The organism is Xylophilus ampelinus (genome assembly GCF_003217575.1).
In the GTDB taxonomy this organism is placed as follows: Bacteria; Pseudomonadota; Gammaproteobacteria; order Burkholderiales; family Burkholderiaceae_C; genus Xylophilus; species Xylophilus ampelinus.
Genome location: NZ_QJTC01000016.1, coordinates 22,215 through 38,301, shown reverse-complemented (window position 1 = coordinate 38,301; position 16,087 = coordinate 22,215). Strand labels below are relative to the sequence as shown.

Genomic DNA, 16,087 nt, shown 5'->3' with positions numbered 1-16,087 from the left:
CATGCAGGACGGAGCGGAAGAAGTAGGTCGGTTTCAAGGCTTTTAGTACCGCAGCCGGCGATCCGCGCCGACTTATAGCTATCATTTTAGTAGCAGATCAGACGGCGATCTGCAGGTCGGCCATGGCGGCGCGCTCCACCACGAAGGCGGCGAAAGCGCTCAGGTCGGCATGCACCCGGGTGCCCGGCGGCAGCTCGGCCGGCACATGGGCCTGCGGGCCCGACAGCACCAGGTGCGGCTCGCAGCCGGCCGCCGCACCGGCCTGCACGTCGCGCAGCCGGTCGCCCACCAGCGGCACGCCGGCCAGCTCGATGCCGTAGCGCTCCGAAATCTGCAGGAACAGGCCCGGCTGCGGCATGCGGCAGGTGCAGGTTTCTTCCGGGCCGTGCGGGCAATAGAAAACCGCATCGACCCGGCCGCCGGCCGCGGCCAGCATCTTGTGCATCTTGGCGTGGATCGCGTTGAGCGTCGACACGTCGAACAGCCCGCGGCCGAGGCCCGACTGGTTCGACACCACCACCACGTGGAAGCCCGCGTGGTTGAGCCGTGCGACCGCCTCCAGCGCGCCCGGCAGCGGCACCCATTCCTCGGGCGTGGTGACGAAGTCCTCGCGCCCCAGGTTGATCGTGCCGTCGCGGTCGAGGATGACGAGTTTCATGCGAGAGGCTCCGTTGCGTTGCTACGTGGCATGCCAAGGGTACCGCACCATCCCAGGGAGTCCGTGGAATCGGCTTCGCCGGGCCACCGGGTTCGCCCGCTCGCGGGGGAGGCGCCGCAGGCGCTTCGGGAGGGAGTCATCACACCAGACGGGAGAGGTCCGCGACGCGGTTCATCGCATCGTGCAGCACCCGCAGCAGGCCCTGGCGGTTGAGCCGCAGGTCCATCTGCTCGGCGTTGACCATCACGCCGTCGAAGAACGCATCGACCGGCGCGCGCAGCGCGGCCAGGGTCTGCAGCGAGGCGGTGTAGTCGCCCGCGTCGAACCGGGCCTGCGCCTGCGGGCCGACCTGCTGCAGCGCGGCGTAGAGGTCCTTCTCGGCGGACTCCTGCAGCAGCAGCTCGCTCACATGCGCATCGACGGTGCCGGCCTTCTTCAGGATGTTGGAGACGCGCTTGTTCGCGGCGGCCAGGGCCTCCGCCTCGGGCAGCGTGGCGAAGGCGCGCACCGCGGCCAGGCGCCTGGGCACGTCGCCGAGCCGCTGCGGGCGCAGGGCCAGCACCGCATCGACCTCCTGCGCGCTGTAGCCCTGCTCGCGCAGGCTGCCGGCCAGGCGGTCGTAGACGAAGTCGAGCAGCGCGGCCGACGGGTCTTCTATCTTGCTGCCGAAGGCCGGCACGGCAGAGCGCACCAGCATGTCCAGATCCAGCGGCAACGCCTTCTCGGACAGCATGCGGATCACGCCCAGCGCATGGCGGCGCAGCGCGAACGGGTCGCGGTCGCCGGTGGGCAGGTTGCCGATGCCGAACATGCCGACCAGCGTCTCCAGCTTGTCGGCCATCGCGACGACGACGCCGACGTTCTCGCGCGGCAGGCTGTCGCCGGCGAAGCGCGGCTTGTAGTGGTCCTCGATCGCGTGGGCCACCTCGTGCGCCAGGCCGTCGTTGGCGGCGTAGTAGCCGCCCATGATGCCCTGCAGCTCCGGGAACTCGCCCACCATGTCGGTGACCAGGTCGGTCTTGGCCAGCAGGGCGGCGGTGTCGACGCACGACAGCAGGTAGTCGCGGGCGATCTCGCCTTCGGGCGTGTCCAGCGCCGCCGCGTTGTGCGCGCCGATGCCGGCGAAGAGCTGCTCGGCGATCGCCCTGGCGATGGCGCGCACCCGCTCGATCCGCTCGCCCTGGCTGCCCAGCTTGTTGTGGTAGACCACCTTGCCGAGCGATTCGACGCGCGAGGCCAGGGTCTTCTTGCGGTCCTGGTCGAAGAAGAACTTGGCGTCGGCCAGGCGCGGGCGCACCACCCGCTCGTTGCCGCCGACCACCGCGCTCGGGTCGTCGGGCGTGATGTTGCTCACCACCAGGAAGCGGTTGGTCAGCTTGCCCGACGCGTCCAGCAGCGGGAAGTACTTCTGGTTGGCCTTCATCGTGAGGATCAGGCACTCCTGCGGCACGTCGAGGAACTCGGGCTCGAAGGCGCAGACCAGCACGTTGGGCCGCTCGACCAGCGCGGTGACCTCGTCGAGCAGCGCGTCGTCCTCGATCGGCACCACGCCGCCGCCGATGCGCCCGGCCGCCCCTTTCAACTGCCGCGCGATCTCGGCCTTGCGCTCGGCGAAGCTGGCGATGACCGCGCCTTCGTCGCGCAGCTGCTCGGCATAGCTGTCGGCATCACGCAGCACGACCGGATCGACCCGCGCCTCGAAGCGGTGGCCGTGGGTGGCGTTGCCGGCGGCCAGGCCCAGCGCCTGCACCGACAGCAGCACCTCGCTGCCGTGCATCGCCACCAGGCCGTGCGCCGGGCGCACGAAGCTCACCGTGGTCCAGCCGGGCATCGCGCTGCCGGCGCCTAGCTGGTAGGCCATAACCTTGGGGATCGGCAGTTTGGCGATGGCCTCGTTCAATGCTTTCTGCAGGCCCTCGGAGAGCGTGGCGCCGGGCACGGTGCTTTCGTAGAAGAGCGCTTCGGCCTTGCCGTCGGCCCGGCGCTGCAGGCCAGGCACGGCGGAGGCGTCGGCGCCGAGCGCGGCCAGCTTCTTCAGCAGCGCAGGCGTGGCGTTGCCGGCGGCGTCCAGGCCCACCGAGACGGGCATCAGCTTCTGCGACTGGGCCTTGTCGGCGGCGTGGCCGGCCACGTCGGTCAGGTGCAGCGCCAGGCGGCGCGGCGAGGCATAGGCGGTGGCGCGCGACGCCTTGCCGGCCAGGCCCAGGGCGCGGAGTTGCTCGGCCAGCACGTCGGCGAACGCGTCGCCCAGTTTCTTCAGCGCCTTGGGCGGCAGCTCTTCCACGAAGAGCTCGACCAGCAGGTTAGGTTGATGGGCCATTTTTGTTTGCATAGTTATGTGCAAGCCGTGCTTGCACTACATCGTCGATGACGCCTTGGCAAAAGGCGTTGAGGCTCGGAAATCGCAATCGGCGAGAGAAACCGACGATCCCGAGGCGGGCTGCCAGCTTGCCGAACACTTCATCGGCAAAGGAGGAGGCCAGAATGGAAACGCCGCCGAAGTCGATCTCCAACACGTCGTGGGGCGCGACCTCCAGAAGGTTCTCGATCTTGGTCCTGATGCGCGCGCCGGTGATGCGGTTGCCGAAACTGGGTGCTTCGTCGCGCAGGACCAGTCGCATGACACCCGCAGGCGACTCCTTCCCGTACACCGTCTCGGCGAAATTCACGGGAACATGGCCCCACAGCGCTTTCTCGATCTCGATCGGTGCCGAGAAATCCAATTGCACGTCCACCAGGGTACCGCGCAGTGGCGGCTGGTGATCGCGCACCTTCAGACCTTCCTCGAACGCGTAGGAGACCCGTCCCTGCTGCGACGTGATGGACAGGGTTCCACCGGGACTGGCCTTGACGATGGCCAGGGTGCCGGCCAGGCCTTTGCCCTGTCCGAAGTCCGGTTTGGACGTGACACCCTTGCGCAACGCGATCTCGATGGCATCGCCATCCGTCACCCGGTCGCCGAACCGTTCGCGCAGCAGTGCCGACTCCCGGATCGATGCAGGAATCCCGATTCCATCGTCGGCGAGCAGCACGGAAAGATGCCGGGTCGCCGGATGCACCAGCACCTGCATCCACCCTTTGCCACCTGCATGCACCAGCACATTGCCCGCGATTTCGTTGAGAAACCATTCGAATGCAGGCAGCACCCCCGGGGCGTAGGCCGCCTGTCCCAAAACCTGATGGATCTTCTGATCGATCAAGGTGTTGACTTCGAGATCGTCATGAAACACATGCACCGCCGACGCTCCCAGACGCGGCCGAATGCCGCGGGATGGATCCAGGTGGGCGAGATAGTCGTGCGACAACATTGCGGGGTGCGTGTCGGCTCCCTCTACGTTCACCGTGCGACCGGCATGCCGATATCCCTCGACCAAGACGATCAGGGGAACCGCGCCATTGGGAAAAACGCGGTGCATTCGACGGAAATCGAGCGTTACCCGACGCTGCCCCGCCCGCTCGATTTCTGCAAAGAGCCGCTTCTGCAGGAAAAGATATCCCGGCCAGTTCAGATCGCCTTCGAAAGGTATGGAAACCATGTTCTCACGCCATCGGGTCGGCTGGCATTTGAGCGACCCATTCGCGCGGCGCCATCGGGAAGCCCAGGCGGGCGCGGCTGTCGAGGTAGCTCTTGGCCACGGCGCGCGCCAGGTTGCGGATGCGGCCGATGTAGGCGGCGCGTTCGGTCACGCTGATCGCGCCGCGGGCGTCCAGCAGGTTGAAGCTGTGCGCGCCCTTCAACACCTGCTCGTAGGCGGGCAGGGCCAGCCGCCGTTCCATCAGGTGCCGGGCCTGCTTCTCGTGCGCGTTGAACGCGGTGAACAGGAAGTCGGCGTCGGAATGCTCGAAGTTGTAGGTGGACTGCTCCACCTCGTTCTGCTTGTAGACGTCGCCGTAGCTCAAGCCCTCGGTCCAGGCCAGGTTGTAGACGTTGTCGACGCCCTGCAGGTACATCGCCAGCCGCTCCAGGCCGTAGGTGATCTCGCCGGTGATCGGCTTGCAGTCGATGCCGCCGACCTGCTGGAAATAGGTGAACTGGGTCACCTCCATGCCGTTGAGCCACACCTCCCAGCCCAGGCCCCAGGCGCCGAGCGTGGGGTTCTCCCAGTCGTCCTCGACGAAGCGGATGTCGTTCTTCTTCAGGTCGAAGCCCAGCGCCTGCAGGCTGCCCAGGTACAGCTCCAGGATGTCGCCGGGCGCGGGCTTGAGCACCACCTGGTACTGGTAGTAGTGCTGCAGTCGGTTGGGGTTCTCGCCGTAGCGGCCGTCCTTGGGGCGGCGGCTGGGCTGCACGTAGGCGGCCTTCCACGGCTCGGGGCCGAGGGCGCGCAGGAAGGTGGCGGTGTGCGAGGTGCCGGCCCCCACTTCCATGTCGTAGGGCTGCAGGAGCGCGCAGCCCTGGTCGGCCCAGTAGGACTGCAACTTGAGGATGATGTGCTGGAAGGTCAACATGGTTTTCGCAAAAGGAACGGCGGCCCGGGCCGCGGCCGCGGCCGCGGCGGGCCGGCCCGGTCGCAACGCCCCGCCCGGCGGGGCGCGGCAAAGCGGTCGATTCTAAAGTGCCGACCCTGCGGGGCCCCGCGCGGCCCGGCGAGCCGTGCCGCGTCGCGCGTCCGCTGCAGCGGAGCGCCGGGATTGCAGGCCTTCTCCGACAGGCGCTTCGGCCATCGTCCGCATGGGTCGGTGGCGGCACCCGCCGATACTGCAGCGGCTCGCCACCCTGCACTGCCACCCATGCCCACTCCCGCCCTCGCGCCCGACGCGCCGATCTTTCTCGTGCTGAACGCCAAGTCCGGCAAGGGCGAAGCGATGAACGCGCGGGAGGTCATCGAACGCGGATGCACCGCGGCCGGCCGCATGCTGCACACCTTCCCGATCGACAAACGCCACCGGCCGCAGCAGCAGGCGCGTGCCGCCGTGGCGGCCGCCAAGGCCGCGGGCGGCATCGTGGCGGTGGCGGGCGGCGACGGCACCATCAACGCGACGGCGCAGGCGGTGCTGGGCAGCGGATGCGCCTTCGGCGTGCTGCCGCAGGGCACCTTCAACTACTTCGGCCGCAACCACGGCATCCCGACCGAGATCGAGGGCGCGCTGGACGTGCTGCTCACCCAGGCGCCGCAGGCGGTGCAGGTGGGCCAGGTCAACGGGCGCGTCTTCCTGGTCAACGCCAGCATGGGCCTCTACGCCGCGCTGCTGGAAGACCGCGAGACCTACAAGTCGCAGTACGGCCGCAACCGGCTGGTGGCGCTCGCCGCGGCCCTGCTGACGCTGGTGCGCGGCCACCGGCCGTGGACGCTGCGCCTGTCGTGGCAGGACAAGGTGCGGGAGCTGCGCACCACCTCGCTCTTCGTCGGCAACAACGCGCTGCAGTTCGAGCAGGTGGGCGTGGCCGAGGGAGAGGCACTGACGCAGGGCGCACTGGCCGCGGTGGTCATGAAGCCCCAGGGCCTGCTGGCCCGGGTGGGGCTGCTGCTGCGCGGCGCCCTGCGGCGGCTCGACGATGCGAAGACGATCGACACGCTGTCCTTCCGCGCGCTGGACGTGGAGCCGGCGCGTGGCTCGCGCCGCCGCCGGGTGAAGGTGGCGACCGACGGCGAGCTGGCCTGGATGGAGATGCCGCTGCGCTTCCAGGTGGCGCCCGAGCCGCTCTGGCTGATCCGGCCCGCTCCGCACCGCGTGCCCGAAACCGCCGCCGCCCGGGGCACAGCGGCGTGAGCGTGCTGCTGCACCTGTCCGATACCCACTTCGGCACCGAGCAGCCCGCGGTGCTGGACGCCCTGGAGCGCCTGGTGCGGGAGCGCCCGCCGGCCCTGGCCGTGCTCTCCGGCGACGTGACCCAGCGCGCCACGCGGTCGCAGTTCGCCGCGGCCCGCGCCTGGATCGACCGGCTGACGATCCCGCGATGGGCCGTCGTCCCCGGCAACCACGACATTCCGCTGTTCGACCTGCGCGCCCGCCTGTTCGACCCCTACGGCCGCCATCGCGCCGCGATGGGCCGCGACCTGGAGCCGGTGGTGAACACTCCCGAGTTCCTGGTGCTGACCCACAACACCACCCGCTGGTACCGGCACGAGAACGGCGAGGTGTCGGCCGAACAGATCGAGCGCACCGCACAGGCGCTGGAAACCGCGCGCCACGCAGCGCCCCGGCAGGTGCGGGTGGTGGTGGTGCACCAGCCGGTCGCCGTCACCCGCGATGCCGACGCAGGCAACATCCTGCGCGGCGCCGAGGCGGCGATCGGGCGCTGGTCGGACGCGGGTGCCGACATGGTGCTGGGCGGCCACATCCACCTGCCCTTCGTGCTGCCGCTGCACCGGACGCGCACGCTGCCGCATCCGCTGTGGGCGGTGCAGGCCGGCACGGCCGTCTCCTCCCGCGTGCGGCCCGGCGCGCCCAACTCGGTCAACCTGCTGCATGCGGAATGCGCCGACGGCCATCGCCGCTGCCGTGTGGAGCGTTGGAACTACGCTGCCGCCGAGCAGCGCTTCGTGCTGGCCCAGTCCGACGGGCTGGACCTGGCAGTGCCCGCCACCGGCCCCGTCTCCCGCATCACGATCAATGGCCGCCGCTCCCACTGACTGGGTGGCCCTGGCCACGCAGGCCGGCCTGCATGCATGGCCGGCCTTCCTGGTACTGCTGGCCATCGCCTTGGCGGGCGCCGGCGCCGCCACCGCCTGGCTCACGCCCCACGACGGACAGCACGCCCCCCCGCGAACCGCGCCGCGCGGCCGCTACCTGCGCACCCTGGGCGGCAGCCTCGCGGCCGGCGGCGTGGTGGTGCTGGCGACCGCCGCAGCGTTCGCCGCCGTCGCGCGCTTGCTGGGCGACGGACGCACACTGCAGCGCGCCGACGAGGCGCTCAGCCTGCACGTCACCGCCGAAACGCCCACCTTCGCTCTGGCCGCCTTTCGCTGGCTGACCTACTTCGGCGAACCCCTGGTGCTGATCGTGATGGGCATCGCCGTGGCAATGGCTTTGTGGACCGGCCAGCGCCGCGGCCTGGCGCTGGGCTGGATCGCGGCGACGGCGGGCAACGCCGTCCTCAACCCTGCGCTCAAGCAGATTTTTCTGCGCGCCCGCCCGCTCTACGACGGCATGCCCTCTCTCGCGTCGGGCTACAGCTTTCCCAGCGGCCACAGCTCCGGCGCGATGGTCACCTACGGCATGCTCGCCTACCTGGCCTGGCGCCTGATACCCCCGCGCTGGCATGTCCCGGCCTCGATGCTGGCCGCGGCGATCGTCCTCACCACGGCGTGCAGCCGCATCTTCCTGCAGGTCCATTTCGCCAGCGACGTCTTGGCCGGCCTCTGCTCCGGCGCTGCCTGGCTCGCCGTCTGCATCGCCAGCTGCGAATACGCCCGCCACCACCGCCTCGCCCGCCGCTGAACCGCACCGGCACATGCTACGAAATCGATAGCTGGTGGCCGGCGTACCGTGCCGGCTACAGCATCTTTTCCTTCAAAACCCATCCCGAGCGCCCAACAAAAGGCCACTGCATGCAGTGGCCTCTTCAAACAAGCACCCGCCCCTCACGCCCTGCCCCCGCCCCCACCCGGGCATCCTGGATCCGGCTCTGCCGGTCCAGCGATGTCGCCCCCGGCGAGGGGGTAGGCGAAGACACGAAGTGCGTAGCCTGGGGGAGTACTCAGTACATCCAGAAGATGCGCTGCAGCTCCTTCGGATCGCGCGTCTTCGTCATCGCGACCATCGCCAGGATGCGGGCCTTCTGAGGGTTCAGGTCGTGCGCGACCACCCAGTCGTACTTGTCGTCGGGCTGCTCGGCATTGCGCAGCACGAAGCCCGCCGGCACGCGCGACGAACGGATCACGTTGATGCCCTTGGCGCGCAGTTCCTGCAGGGCCGGCACCACCCGGTCGGCGACCGAGCCGTTGCCGGTGCCGGCGTGGACGATGGCCTGCAGGCCGGGCGTGGCGCCGACGCCGTCGGTCGCCGAGCGCGGCACGTTGCCGTAGCCGTAGGCGATCTCGACCACCGGCAGCGCGCCGATCTGGTCGATGTCGAACTCGCTCTGGCTGGTATGGCGCTTGGCGAGCGAGCGGAACCAGTAGTTCTTGCCCTTGATCACCATGCCCAGCGGGCCCCACTGGCTCTTGAAGGCCTCGGTCTTGAGGTTGACCAGCTTGGCCACGTCGCGGCCCGACTGGATCTCGTCGTTCATCGTGACCAGCACGCCCTTGCCGGCCGCGTCCTTCGAGCCCGCGACGCTGACCGCGTCGTACAGGTTCAAAGCGCCGTCGGCCGACAGCGCGGTGCCGGGGCGCATCGAGCCCACGACCACGATCGGCTTGTCGGTGTGCACCGTCAGGTGCAGGAAGTAGGCGGTTTCCTCCAGCGTATCGGTGCCGTGGGTGACCACGATGCCGTTCACGTCGGGCTGCTTGGCGAGGGCCGAGACGCGCCTGGCCAGCGTCAGCAGCGCGTCGTTGGTGAAGCTCTCCGATGCGATCTGGAAGGTCTGCTCGCCGCGCACGTTGGCGATGGTCGCGAGCTCGGGCAGGCCCAGGATCAGCTTGTCGACCGCGACCTTGGCGGCGGCGTAGCTCGCGCTTTTGACGGAGCTGGCGCCGGCGCCGGCGATCGTGCCGCCGGTGGCGAGGATCACGACATTGGGCTTTGCGGCAGCGGGCGCCGCGGGGGGCGGCGTCTGGGCCGACGCCAGCCCGCCGAAGGCCGCCAGGCTGGTGCCGGCCATCCAGGCGCGGAAACGGGGGACAGGTACATGGCGAGTCTTCTCTTCGATTGAGTCATGGCTGAATGCGCAAAGCGCTGTCGCCGAAGGTCGCACGCAAGTCGCGTGCCACCGCCCCCCGTCGCCCAGTTCAAGGGTACAAACCGCGCTCTTCGCGCGCGATGAGTATGCGCTCGCACGCCACGGCGAAGGTCGCGGTGCGCAGCGTGATCTTGTGGCGGTCGGCCGTGTCCCAGATGTGCAGCAGCGCTTCGGTCATGATCTTGTCGAGCCGCACGTTGATCTCGTCCTCGGTCCAGAAGAAGCTGCTGAAGTCCTGCACCCATTCGAAGTAACTGACGGTCACGCCGCCGGCGTTGCAGATCACGTCGGGCACCACCAGGATGCCGCGATCCTGCAGCACATCGTCGCCCTCGGGCAGGGTCGGGCCGTTGGCGCCTTCGAGCACCAGCTTGGCTTTGATGCGGCCGGCGCGCTCGGCGGTGATCTGGCCTTCGAGCGCGGCAGGCACCAGGATGTCGCAGTCGGTCGCCCAGAAGTCCTCGGGGTCGGCCGCTTCGCCTTCCTTGTGGTTGCCGATGCTGCCTTCGCGGGCCAGGGTGGCGCGCACCTTCTCGATGTCGAAGCCCTTGGGGTTGACGCGGGTGCCGCTGTGATCCTGCATCGCGACGATCCTGCCGCCCGCCTGCACGAACAGCTCGGCCGCGGTGCTGCCCACGTTGCCCATGCCCTGCACCGCGATGCGGGCGCCTTCCAGCGGCAGGCCCAGGCGGCGCGCGGCCTCGCGGCCGGTCACGAACACGCCGCGACCGGTGGCCTTGACCCGGCCGAGCGAGCCGCCCAGGTGGATCGGCTTGCCGGTGACGACGCCGGTCGCGGTGCTGCCGGTATTCATCGAGTACGTGTCCATCATCCAGGCCATGATCTGGCCGTTGGTGTTCACGTCGGGCGCCGGAATGTCGCGCTGCGGGCCGATGATGATGCCGATCTCGCTGGTGTAGCGGCGGGTCATGCGCTCGAGTTCCTTGGTCGAGAGCTGGCGCGGATCGACGCGGACGCCGCCCTTGGCACCGCCGAAGGGCAGACCGACGCCGGCCGTCTTCACCGTCATCCAGGCCGACAGCGCCATCACTTCTTCCAGCGTCACGTCGGGGTGGAAGCGGATGCCGCCCTTGCCCGGGCCGCGCGAGAGGTTGTGCTGGACCCGGTAGCCCTCGAAATGCCGCACCGTGCCGTCGTCCATCTCGATCGGCACATCGACGATCAGGGCGCGCTTGGGGCGCTTCAGGGTCTCGGACCACTTGGCCAGATGGCCCAGGTAGGGCAGCACCCGGTCGACCTGAGACAGGTAGGTGGTCCAGGGACTGTCGGGGGCCGAGCGGACGTACGACAGGGGCGTGGATTTCTCGAACTTCATGACTGGCTTTCTCCGCGGCGGGCGGATGGAAGAAAATAGCGGGCAGGCCCGTTCCGGCGCAGCCGGCGGCGGCGGGACACCGTGCGGTGACCTGCCGTGCGATGTCGCCGATGCGCCAACGCAGCCCGGCGAGATCGTATGCGGCCCCCGGTCTTTCGGCGTGCGGCGGCCATGCCGTATGCGCATACCGGCATGCGCGCCGTCCGCGCAGACGCTATGCGCCGCGGCGCCGCAACGAGGTGAAAGCGGCGACGGCCGCTGCGCCCATCGACAGCAGCCAGAGCGGCACCAGCCCCCACTGCGCGGCCCAGCGGGCGAACGGCGTGATCGCGCCTGGCGCGGTGCCGTCGATGCCGCGACCGGTGACCCGGGCGAGCAGCACGCCCCGGGTCAGGCGCGGCAGGCTGTCGACGACTCGTCCGCGGTGGTCGATCACCGCGGTGGCGCCGGTGTTGGTGGCGCGCACCATCGGCCGGTCGAACTCCAGGGTGCGCATCCGCGAGATCTGCAGGTGCTGGTCGATCGCCAGGCTGTCGCCGAACCAGCCGATGTTGCTCAGGTTGACCAGGATGGTGGGCGCCCGCGCCGGGTCGGCGAAATTGCGCGCGATCTCCTCGCCGAACAGATCCTCGTAGCAGATGTTGGGCGCGATGCGCTGGCCCTGCCAGTCGAAGGGCGCCTGGCCCAGGCCGCCCCGGTTGAAGTCTCCCAGCGGGATGTTCATCATCTCGGTGAACCAGCGGAACAGCGGCGGGACGAATTCGCCGAACGGCACCAGATGGTGCTTGTCGTAGCGGTAGAGCGGCTGGCCGGGCCGGAAGCCGAGGACCGAGTTGCTGTAGCCCTCGCGCGCCGAGCCCATCGGGATGCCGACCAGCGCCGCCTGCGCGCCGGTGGAAAAGCGCGCCTGCAACGCCTCGCCGTAGCCGGCCGGCAGGTCCTGCGGCAGCAGGGGCAGGGCCGTCTCGGGCGCCACCACCAGCGAGGCGGTCGCGCCCTGCAACTGCTCGCCGTACCACTGCAGCGCGATCGGCACGCCGGTGCCGGGCTGGAACTTCTCGTCCTGCGGTATGTTGCCCTGCAGCAGGGCCAGAGAGAGCGGCGTGCCCGGCGCCTCGTCCGCACTGCGCCCGACCAGCGCAGGCCCGACCGAGACCGCCACCGCCAGCAGCGCCACGCCGCCGGCCATCGACCAGCGCCGGGCGGTCAGCAGCGATGCGACCGCCGCGGCCGCCATGGCCGCCAGCCCGCCGATGCCGTACACCCCGATCCACGGCGCCAGCCACGGCGCGGCACCGTCCACATGGGCATAGCCGCCCGCGCCCCAGGGAAAGCCGGTGAACCAGTGGCCGCGCAGCAGTTCGGCCAGCATCCACAGCAGGCCGAGCAGCACCGCGCGCGCCGTGACGCGGCGGGGCGTGAATGCCTTGTAGAAACCCGCCGCGGCGCCGTAGTAGAGCGACAGGAAGGCCGCCAGCCCCAGCACCGCCAGCCCCGCCAGCGGTGCGGCCAGGCCGCCGTAGGTGTGCAGCGAGATGAAGAGCCACCAGTAGGTGGCGCAGAGCCAGGCGGTGCCGAAGAGCCAGCCGGCGCAGGCCGCGCGGGCGATGGTGCCGGTGCGCTCCAGCAGACCGAAGAACGCCGCCAGCGACAACAGCTGCAGCCACCACAGCGGCTGGCCGTTCCAGGGAGCGGCGATCGACATCGCCTGCAAGACGCCCGCGGCGATCGCCAGGGCATACGGGCCCCAGGGCGCGCCCCGCGGGGCGGCAGGAGCGGTGGCGGCCATCAGCCGGCGTCGGCCGGCGCGACCTGCGGCATGACCTTGAACCAGCGCACCGCGCCGCCCCGGACGTGCAGCACCAGGAACTGCAGTCCGCCCATCACATGCATCTCGCCGCGGCGCGGCACATGGCCCATCTCGTGGGCGATCAGGCCGCCGATGGTCTCGAACTCCTCGTCGGCATCGGTGGCATGCAGGTTCGCCTCGAAGGCCTCCGCCACCCGCTCGACCGGGGTGTCGCCGCTGACGCGGTAGGTGCGGTCGGCCAGGGCGAAGATATCGCCCTCGTCCTCGACGATGTCGAACTCGTCCTCGATCTCGCCGACGATCTCTTCGAGCACGTCCTCGATCGTGATCAGGCCGGCCACGCGGCCGAACTCGTCGATCACCACCGCCAGGTGATTGCGGTTGCCGCGAAACTCGCGCAGCAGGTCGTTCAGGCTCTTGCTCTCGGGCACGAAGACGGCGGCGCGCAGCAGGGCGCGGATGTTGAGCTCGGGCGCTCGCTGGAGCTTGAGCAGGTCCTTGGCGAGCAGGATGCCGATGATGTTCTCGCGCTCACCGCTGTAGACCGGGAAGCGGGAGTGGGCCGTGTCGATGACCAGGTGCAGCAGCTGGTCGTACGGCGCGTCGATGTCCACCAGATCCATCCGGGGGGCCGCCACCATCACGTCGCCGGCGGTCTTGTCGGCCAGGCGCAGCACGCCTTCGAGCATGACGCGGGATTCGGCGCCGATCACGTCGTTGTTCTCGGCCTCGGCCAGGATCTCGATCAGCTGCTCTTTCGAATCCGGGGCCGGGTGGATGAACTCGGCGACTTTCTGGAGAAACGTGCGCTTGTCTTCGCGGTCGACACGCGCGGGGTGGGGTTCAGACACAGTCTGGGGGTGCAGGACGTGCGGTAGTGGAGATGGCCCGAGGATAGCGCCTAACGCCTGTCCATGCGGCTGCCAGGGCTCCGCGGCGCGGAGCTTTCGTGCCGTACCGGCCGGCGCGACGCCCTACTGCCCGGAGCGGAACCGACCCTGCCGCACGCCGGCGCGCACTTCCTGCACGCCGCCCAGCACGTCCCAGAACTGCTTGGCCTGGACCTTCAGGCGGTAGTCCACCTCGGCCAGGTGCTGCTCGACCACCTGGGCCACCCGGCTGTCGAGATCGGCCGGCGGCAGCGCCAGATAGGCCTCGGATTCCGAGCCGTCGCGCCGCACCCTGGCACCGGCCTTGCGGGCGATGCGCAGCATGGCGGTGTTCTCGCTCAGGGCGTGGATGAGTATCTCGGCCACGCCGGCGTTGCGCGCATGCACCCCCGCCCGCCGGAACAGCCGTGCACCATGGCCGCAGCCCCGGGCGGTCCGCACCACCGACACGCCGAACTCGGCACGCCGGGTGGGCTGCGCAGCGTCGCCGAAGGCCAGGTGGGCGACGGCGATCAGCTCGAGCCTGCGGTTGTAGATCCCGAAGATCTTGTCCTTGGCGAAGTCGAGCTGGTCGACGTAGCGGCGGATCTGCTCTTCGCCGGCCGCATAGCCGAAGCGCAGGTAGCGGTATTCGGGCTCCAGCGACAGCAGGTGGGCGGCGATGCGCTCGCGGTAAGCGGGGCCCAGGGTGCGGATCGGCACCAGCGCCGGCGGCAGGTCGGCCGCGCCCTCGTCCGTGGCGCGGGTGGGCCGCAGCCAGTTGCGCCCGGCATGGAAGGACGCTTGCAGGAAGTTTTTGGGCGCGATCATGCGTCGATTTTAAGGGTTTTCCCTAGTCCTTCCGATCCGGAGGAATTGCCGTGTGGCGAAAGCGCAGCGTCCGCCGCACGGCCCTACAACGGCACCGCGGTGGTCGCCTTGACCCGGTCGAGCACGAAGCTGGTCTTGCAGTCCTCCACGCTGGGGTGGCGCAGCAGCGTGTCCATGATGAAGCGGCTGTAGTGGGCCATGTCGGCCACCACGATCCGCAGCAGGTAGTCCATCTCGCCGGTGAGGGCGGCGCACTCGACCACCTCGGGCCAGGTCTGGACGCCGGCGCGGAACAGGTCCATCGGGTTGCGCTTCTGAATCTCGGCGTGTTTCTCCAGCCGCACGTTCAGGTAGGCGGTCAGGCCCAGACCCACGGCCTCGGGCCGCACCAGGGCGACGTAGCGGTCGATCACCTTGCTGTCTTCCAGTCGGCGCACCCGGCGCAGCACCGCGCTGGGCGACAGGCCCACCGATTCGGCGATGTTCTCGTAGCTGGCCCGGCCGTCGGCCTGCAGCCTGCGCAAAATCAGCGTATCGAGCTTGTCGAGTGCTTCCATGCGCGGAATTTTGCATGTTTCCTGCGCCAGGGAACGGTGCGCTCTGCCAGTTCGCAGCCAATCTGTGGAGCCGCGCCGATACAGTGGCGCATCACATCCCCAGGAGCCCCATGAACGCCCCCCTGCCCACCGCCACCGCCGACGCCGCCCGGGACAACCCGATGGGTACCGACGGCTTCGAGTTCGTCGAATTCGCCGCGCCCGATCCGGCCGCCATGGGCGAAGTGTTCGAGCGGATGGGCTTCATGCCCGTCGCCAGGCACCGCCACAAGGACGTGACGCTCTACCGCCAGGGCGGCATCAATTTCATCGTGAACGCCGAACCCGACTCCTTCGCCCAGCGCTTCGCGCGCCAGCACGGCCCGAGCGTCTGCGCGATCGCCTTCCGGGTGCAGGACGCCAAGTTCGCCTACGAGCGGGCGGTGGGCCTGGGCGCCTGGGGCTATGCCGACACCGCCGGCCCCGGCGAACTGAACATTCCGGCCATCAAGGGCGTGGGCGACAGCCTGGTGTACCTGGTCGACCGCTGGCGCGGCAAGAACGGCGCGCAGCCGGGCGACATCGGCAACATCGGTTTCTTCGACGTGGATTTCGAGGCGCTGCCCGGCATCGGCGGCGAAGCCGGCCTGAACCCGCACGGCAAGGGCCTGACCTACGTCGACCACCTGACCCACAACGTGCACCGCGGCCGGATGAACGAATGGGCCGATTTCTACGAGCGGCTGTTCAACTTCCGCGAGGTCAAGTATTTCGACATCGAAGGCCAGGTGACCGGCGTCAAGAGCAAGGCGATGACCAGCCCCTGCGGCAAGATCCGGATCCCGATCAACGAAGAGGGCAAGGAAAAGGCCGGCCAGATCCAGGAATACCTGGACAAGTACAAGGGCGAGGGCATCCAGCACATCGCGATGGGCTCGGACGACCTGCTCGCCACGGTCGATGCGCTGCGCGCCGGCGGCATGGCGCTGCTCGACACGATCGACACCTACTACGAGCTGGTCGACAAGCGCATTCCGGGCCACGGCGAGAGCGTCGAGGCGCTGCACAAGCGCAAGATCTTGATCGACGGCGTGGCCGGCAGGCTCCTGCTGCAGATCTTCAGCGAAAACCAGCTCGGCCCGATCTTTTTCGAGTTCATCCAGCGCAAGGGCGACGACGGCTTCGGCAACGGCAACTTCAAAGCCCTGTTCGAGAGCATCGAGCTCGATCAGATGCGCCGCGGCGTGCTGTCGAAATAA

General features: G+C 69.3%; 14 protein-coding genes. 4 read left to right on the top strand and 10 right to left on the bottom strand.

What is annotated here, in order from left to right; all coding sequences use genetic code 11:
- Positions 1–97: 97 nt before the first annotated feature.
- The 4 genes from gmhB to glyQ form a co-directional block, all read right to left on the bottom strand.
- Entirely contained in the window at positions 98–658 is a 561-nt protein-coding gene (gmhB, locus tag DFQ15_RS11290) for a D-glycero-beta-D-manno-heptose 1,7-bisphosphate 7-phosphatase (RefSeq protein WP_110466080.1), read from the bottom strand.
- A gap of 139 nt (positions 659–797) precedes the next feature.
- Entirely contained in the window at positions 798–2,978 is a 2,181-nt protein-coding gene (gene glyS, locus DFQ15_RS11285; RefSeq protein ID WP_110466079.1) for a glycine--tRNA ligase subunit beta, read from the bottom strand.
- Positions 2,962–4,194, bottom strand: coding sequence for an STAS-like domain-containing protein (locus DFQ15_RS11280; protein ID WP_110466078.1), 1,233 nt, complete (start codon positions 4,192–4,194; stop codon positions 2,962–2,964). The genes glyS and DFQ15_RS11280 overlap by 17 nt, the downstream gene beginning before the upstream one ends.
- A gap of 4 nt (positions 4,195–4,198) precedes the next feature.
- On the bottom strand, positions 4,199–5,107 hold the full coding sequence (gene glyQ / locus DFQ15_RS11275; RefSeq protein ID WP_110466077.1) for a glycine--tRNA ligase subunit alpha: 909 nt from the start codon (positions 5,105–5,107) through the stop codon (positions 4,199–4,201).
- Between the two features lie 282 nt (positions 5,108–5,389).
- Here glyQ and DFQ15_RS11270 point away from each other — a divergent pair, with 282 nt between their 5' ends.
- Genes DFQ15_RS11270 through DFQ15_RS11260 form a run of 3 tightly spaced genes read left to right on the top strand, consistent with a single transcriptional unit; the run spans position 5,390 to position 8,041 of the window.
- Entirely contained in the window at positions 5,390–6,370 is a 981-nt protein-coding gene (locus DFQ15_RS11270; RefSeq protein WP_110466076.1) for a diacylglycerol/lipid kinase family protein, read from the top strand.
- Positions 6,367–7,233, top strand: coding sequence for a metallophosphoesterase family protein (locus DFQ15_RS11265; protein WP_110466075.1), 867 nt, complete (start codon positions 6,367–6,369; stop codon positions 7,231–7,233). The genes DFQ15_RS11270 and DFQ15_RS11265 overlap by 4 nt, the downstream gene beginning before the upstream one ends.
- Entirely contained in the window at positions 7,214–8,041 is an 828-nt protein-coding gene (locus DFQ15_RS11260; protein ID WP_158529057.1) for a phosphatase PAP2 family protein, read from the top strand. The genes DFQ15_RS11265 and DFQ15_RS11260 overlap by 20 nt, the downstream gene beginning before the upstream one ends.
- Positions 8,042–8,300: 259 nt before the next feature.
- On the opposite strand, the gene DFQ15_RS11255 is transcribed toward DFQ15_RS11260, so the two are convergent.
- The 6 genes from DFQ15_RS11255 to DFQ15_RS11230 form a co-directional block, all read right to left on the bottom strand.
- Positions 8,301–9,368 carry an asparaginase gene (locus DFQ15_RS11255; protein WP_110466073.1) on the bottom strand — a complete coding sequence of 356 codons (1,068 nt, stop codon included), beginning with the start codon at positions 9,366–9,368 and terminating at the stop codon, positions 8,301–8,303.
- A 127-nt stretch (positions 9,369–9,495) separates the two neighbouring features.
- Positions 9,496–10,782: a Glu/Leu/Phe/Val family dehydrogenase gene (locus DFQ15_RS11250; protein WP_110466072.1), complete on the bottom strand. Its 1,287-nt coding sequence runs from the start codon at positions 10,780–10,782 to the stop codon at positions 9,496–9,498.
- A 214-nt stretch (positions 10,783–10,996) separates the two neighbouring features.
- Entirely contained in the window at positions 10,997–12,571 is a 1,575-nt protein-coding gene (gene lnt / locus DFQ15_RS11245; RefSeq protein ID WP_110466071.1) for an apolipoprotein N-acyltransferase, read from the bottom strand.
- Positions 12,571–13,443: an HlyC/CorC family transporter gene (locus DFQ15_RS11240; RefSeq protein WP_110466070.1), complete on the bottom strand. Its 873-nt coding sequence runs from the start codon at positions 13,441–13,443 to the stop codon at positions 12,571–12,573. Before DFQ15_RS11240 ends, lnt begins: the two co-directional genes overlap by 1 nt.
- 123 nt (positions 13,444–13,566) lie before the next feature.
- The gene (locus DFQ15_RS11235; protein ID WP_110466069.1) at positions 13,567–14,292 is read right to left on the bottom strand and encodes a GNAT family N-acetyltransferase; all 726 of its coding nucleotides are present in this window, start codon (positions 14,290–14,292) and stop codon (positions 13,567–13,569) included.
- An 83-nt stretch (positions 14,293–14,375) separates the two neighbouring features.
- Complete coding sequence (locus DFQ15_RS11230; protein WP_110466068.1) at positions 14,376–14,849, bottom strand: Lrp/AsnC family transcriptional regulator; 474 nt, start codon at positions 14,847–14,849, stop codon at positions 14,376–14,378.
- Positions 14,850–14,959: 110 nt separating this feature from the next.
- Between DFQ15_RS11230 and hppD the strand changes: the two genes are divergently transcribed.
- Positions 14,960–16,087 (top strand): 4-hydroxyphenylpyruvate dioxygenase, encoded by a 1,128-nt coding sequence (hppD, locus tag DFQ15_RS11225; protein ID WP_110466067.1) that lies wholly within the window; start codon positions 14,960–14,962, stop codon positions 16,085–16,087.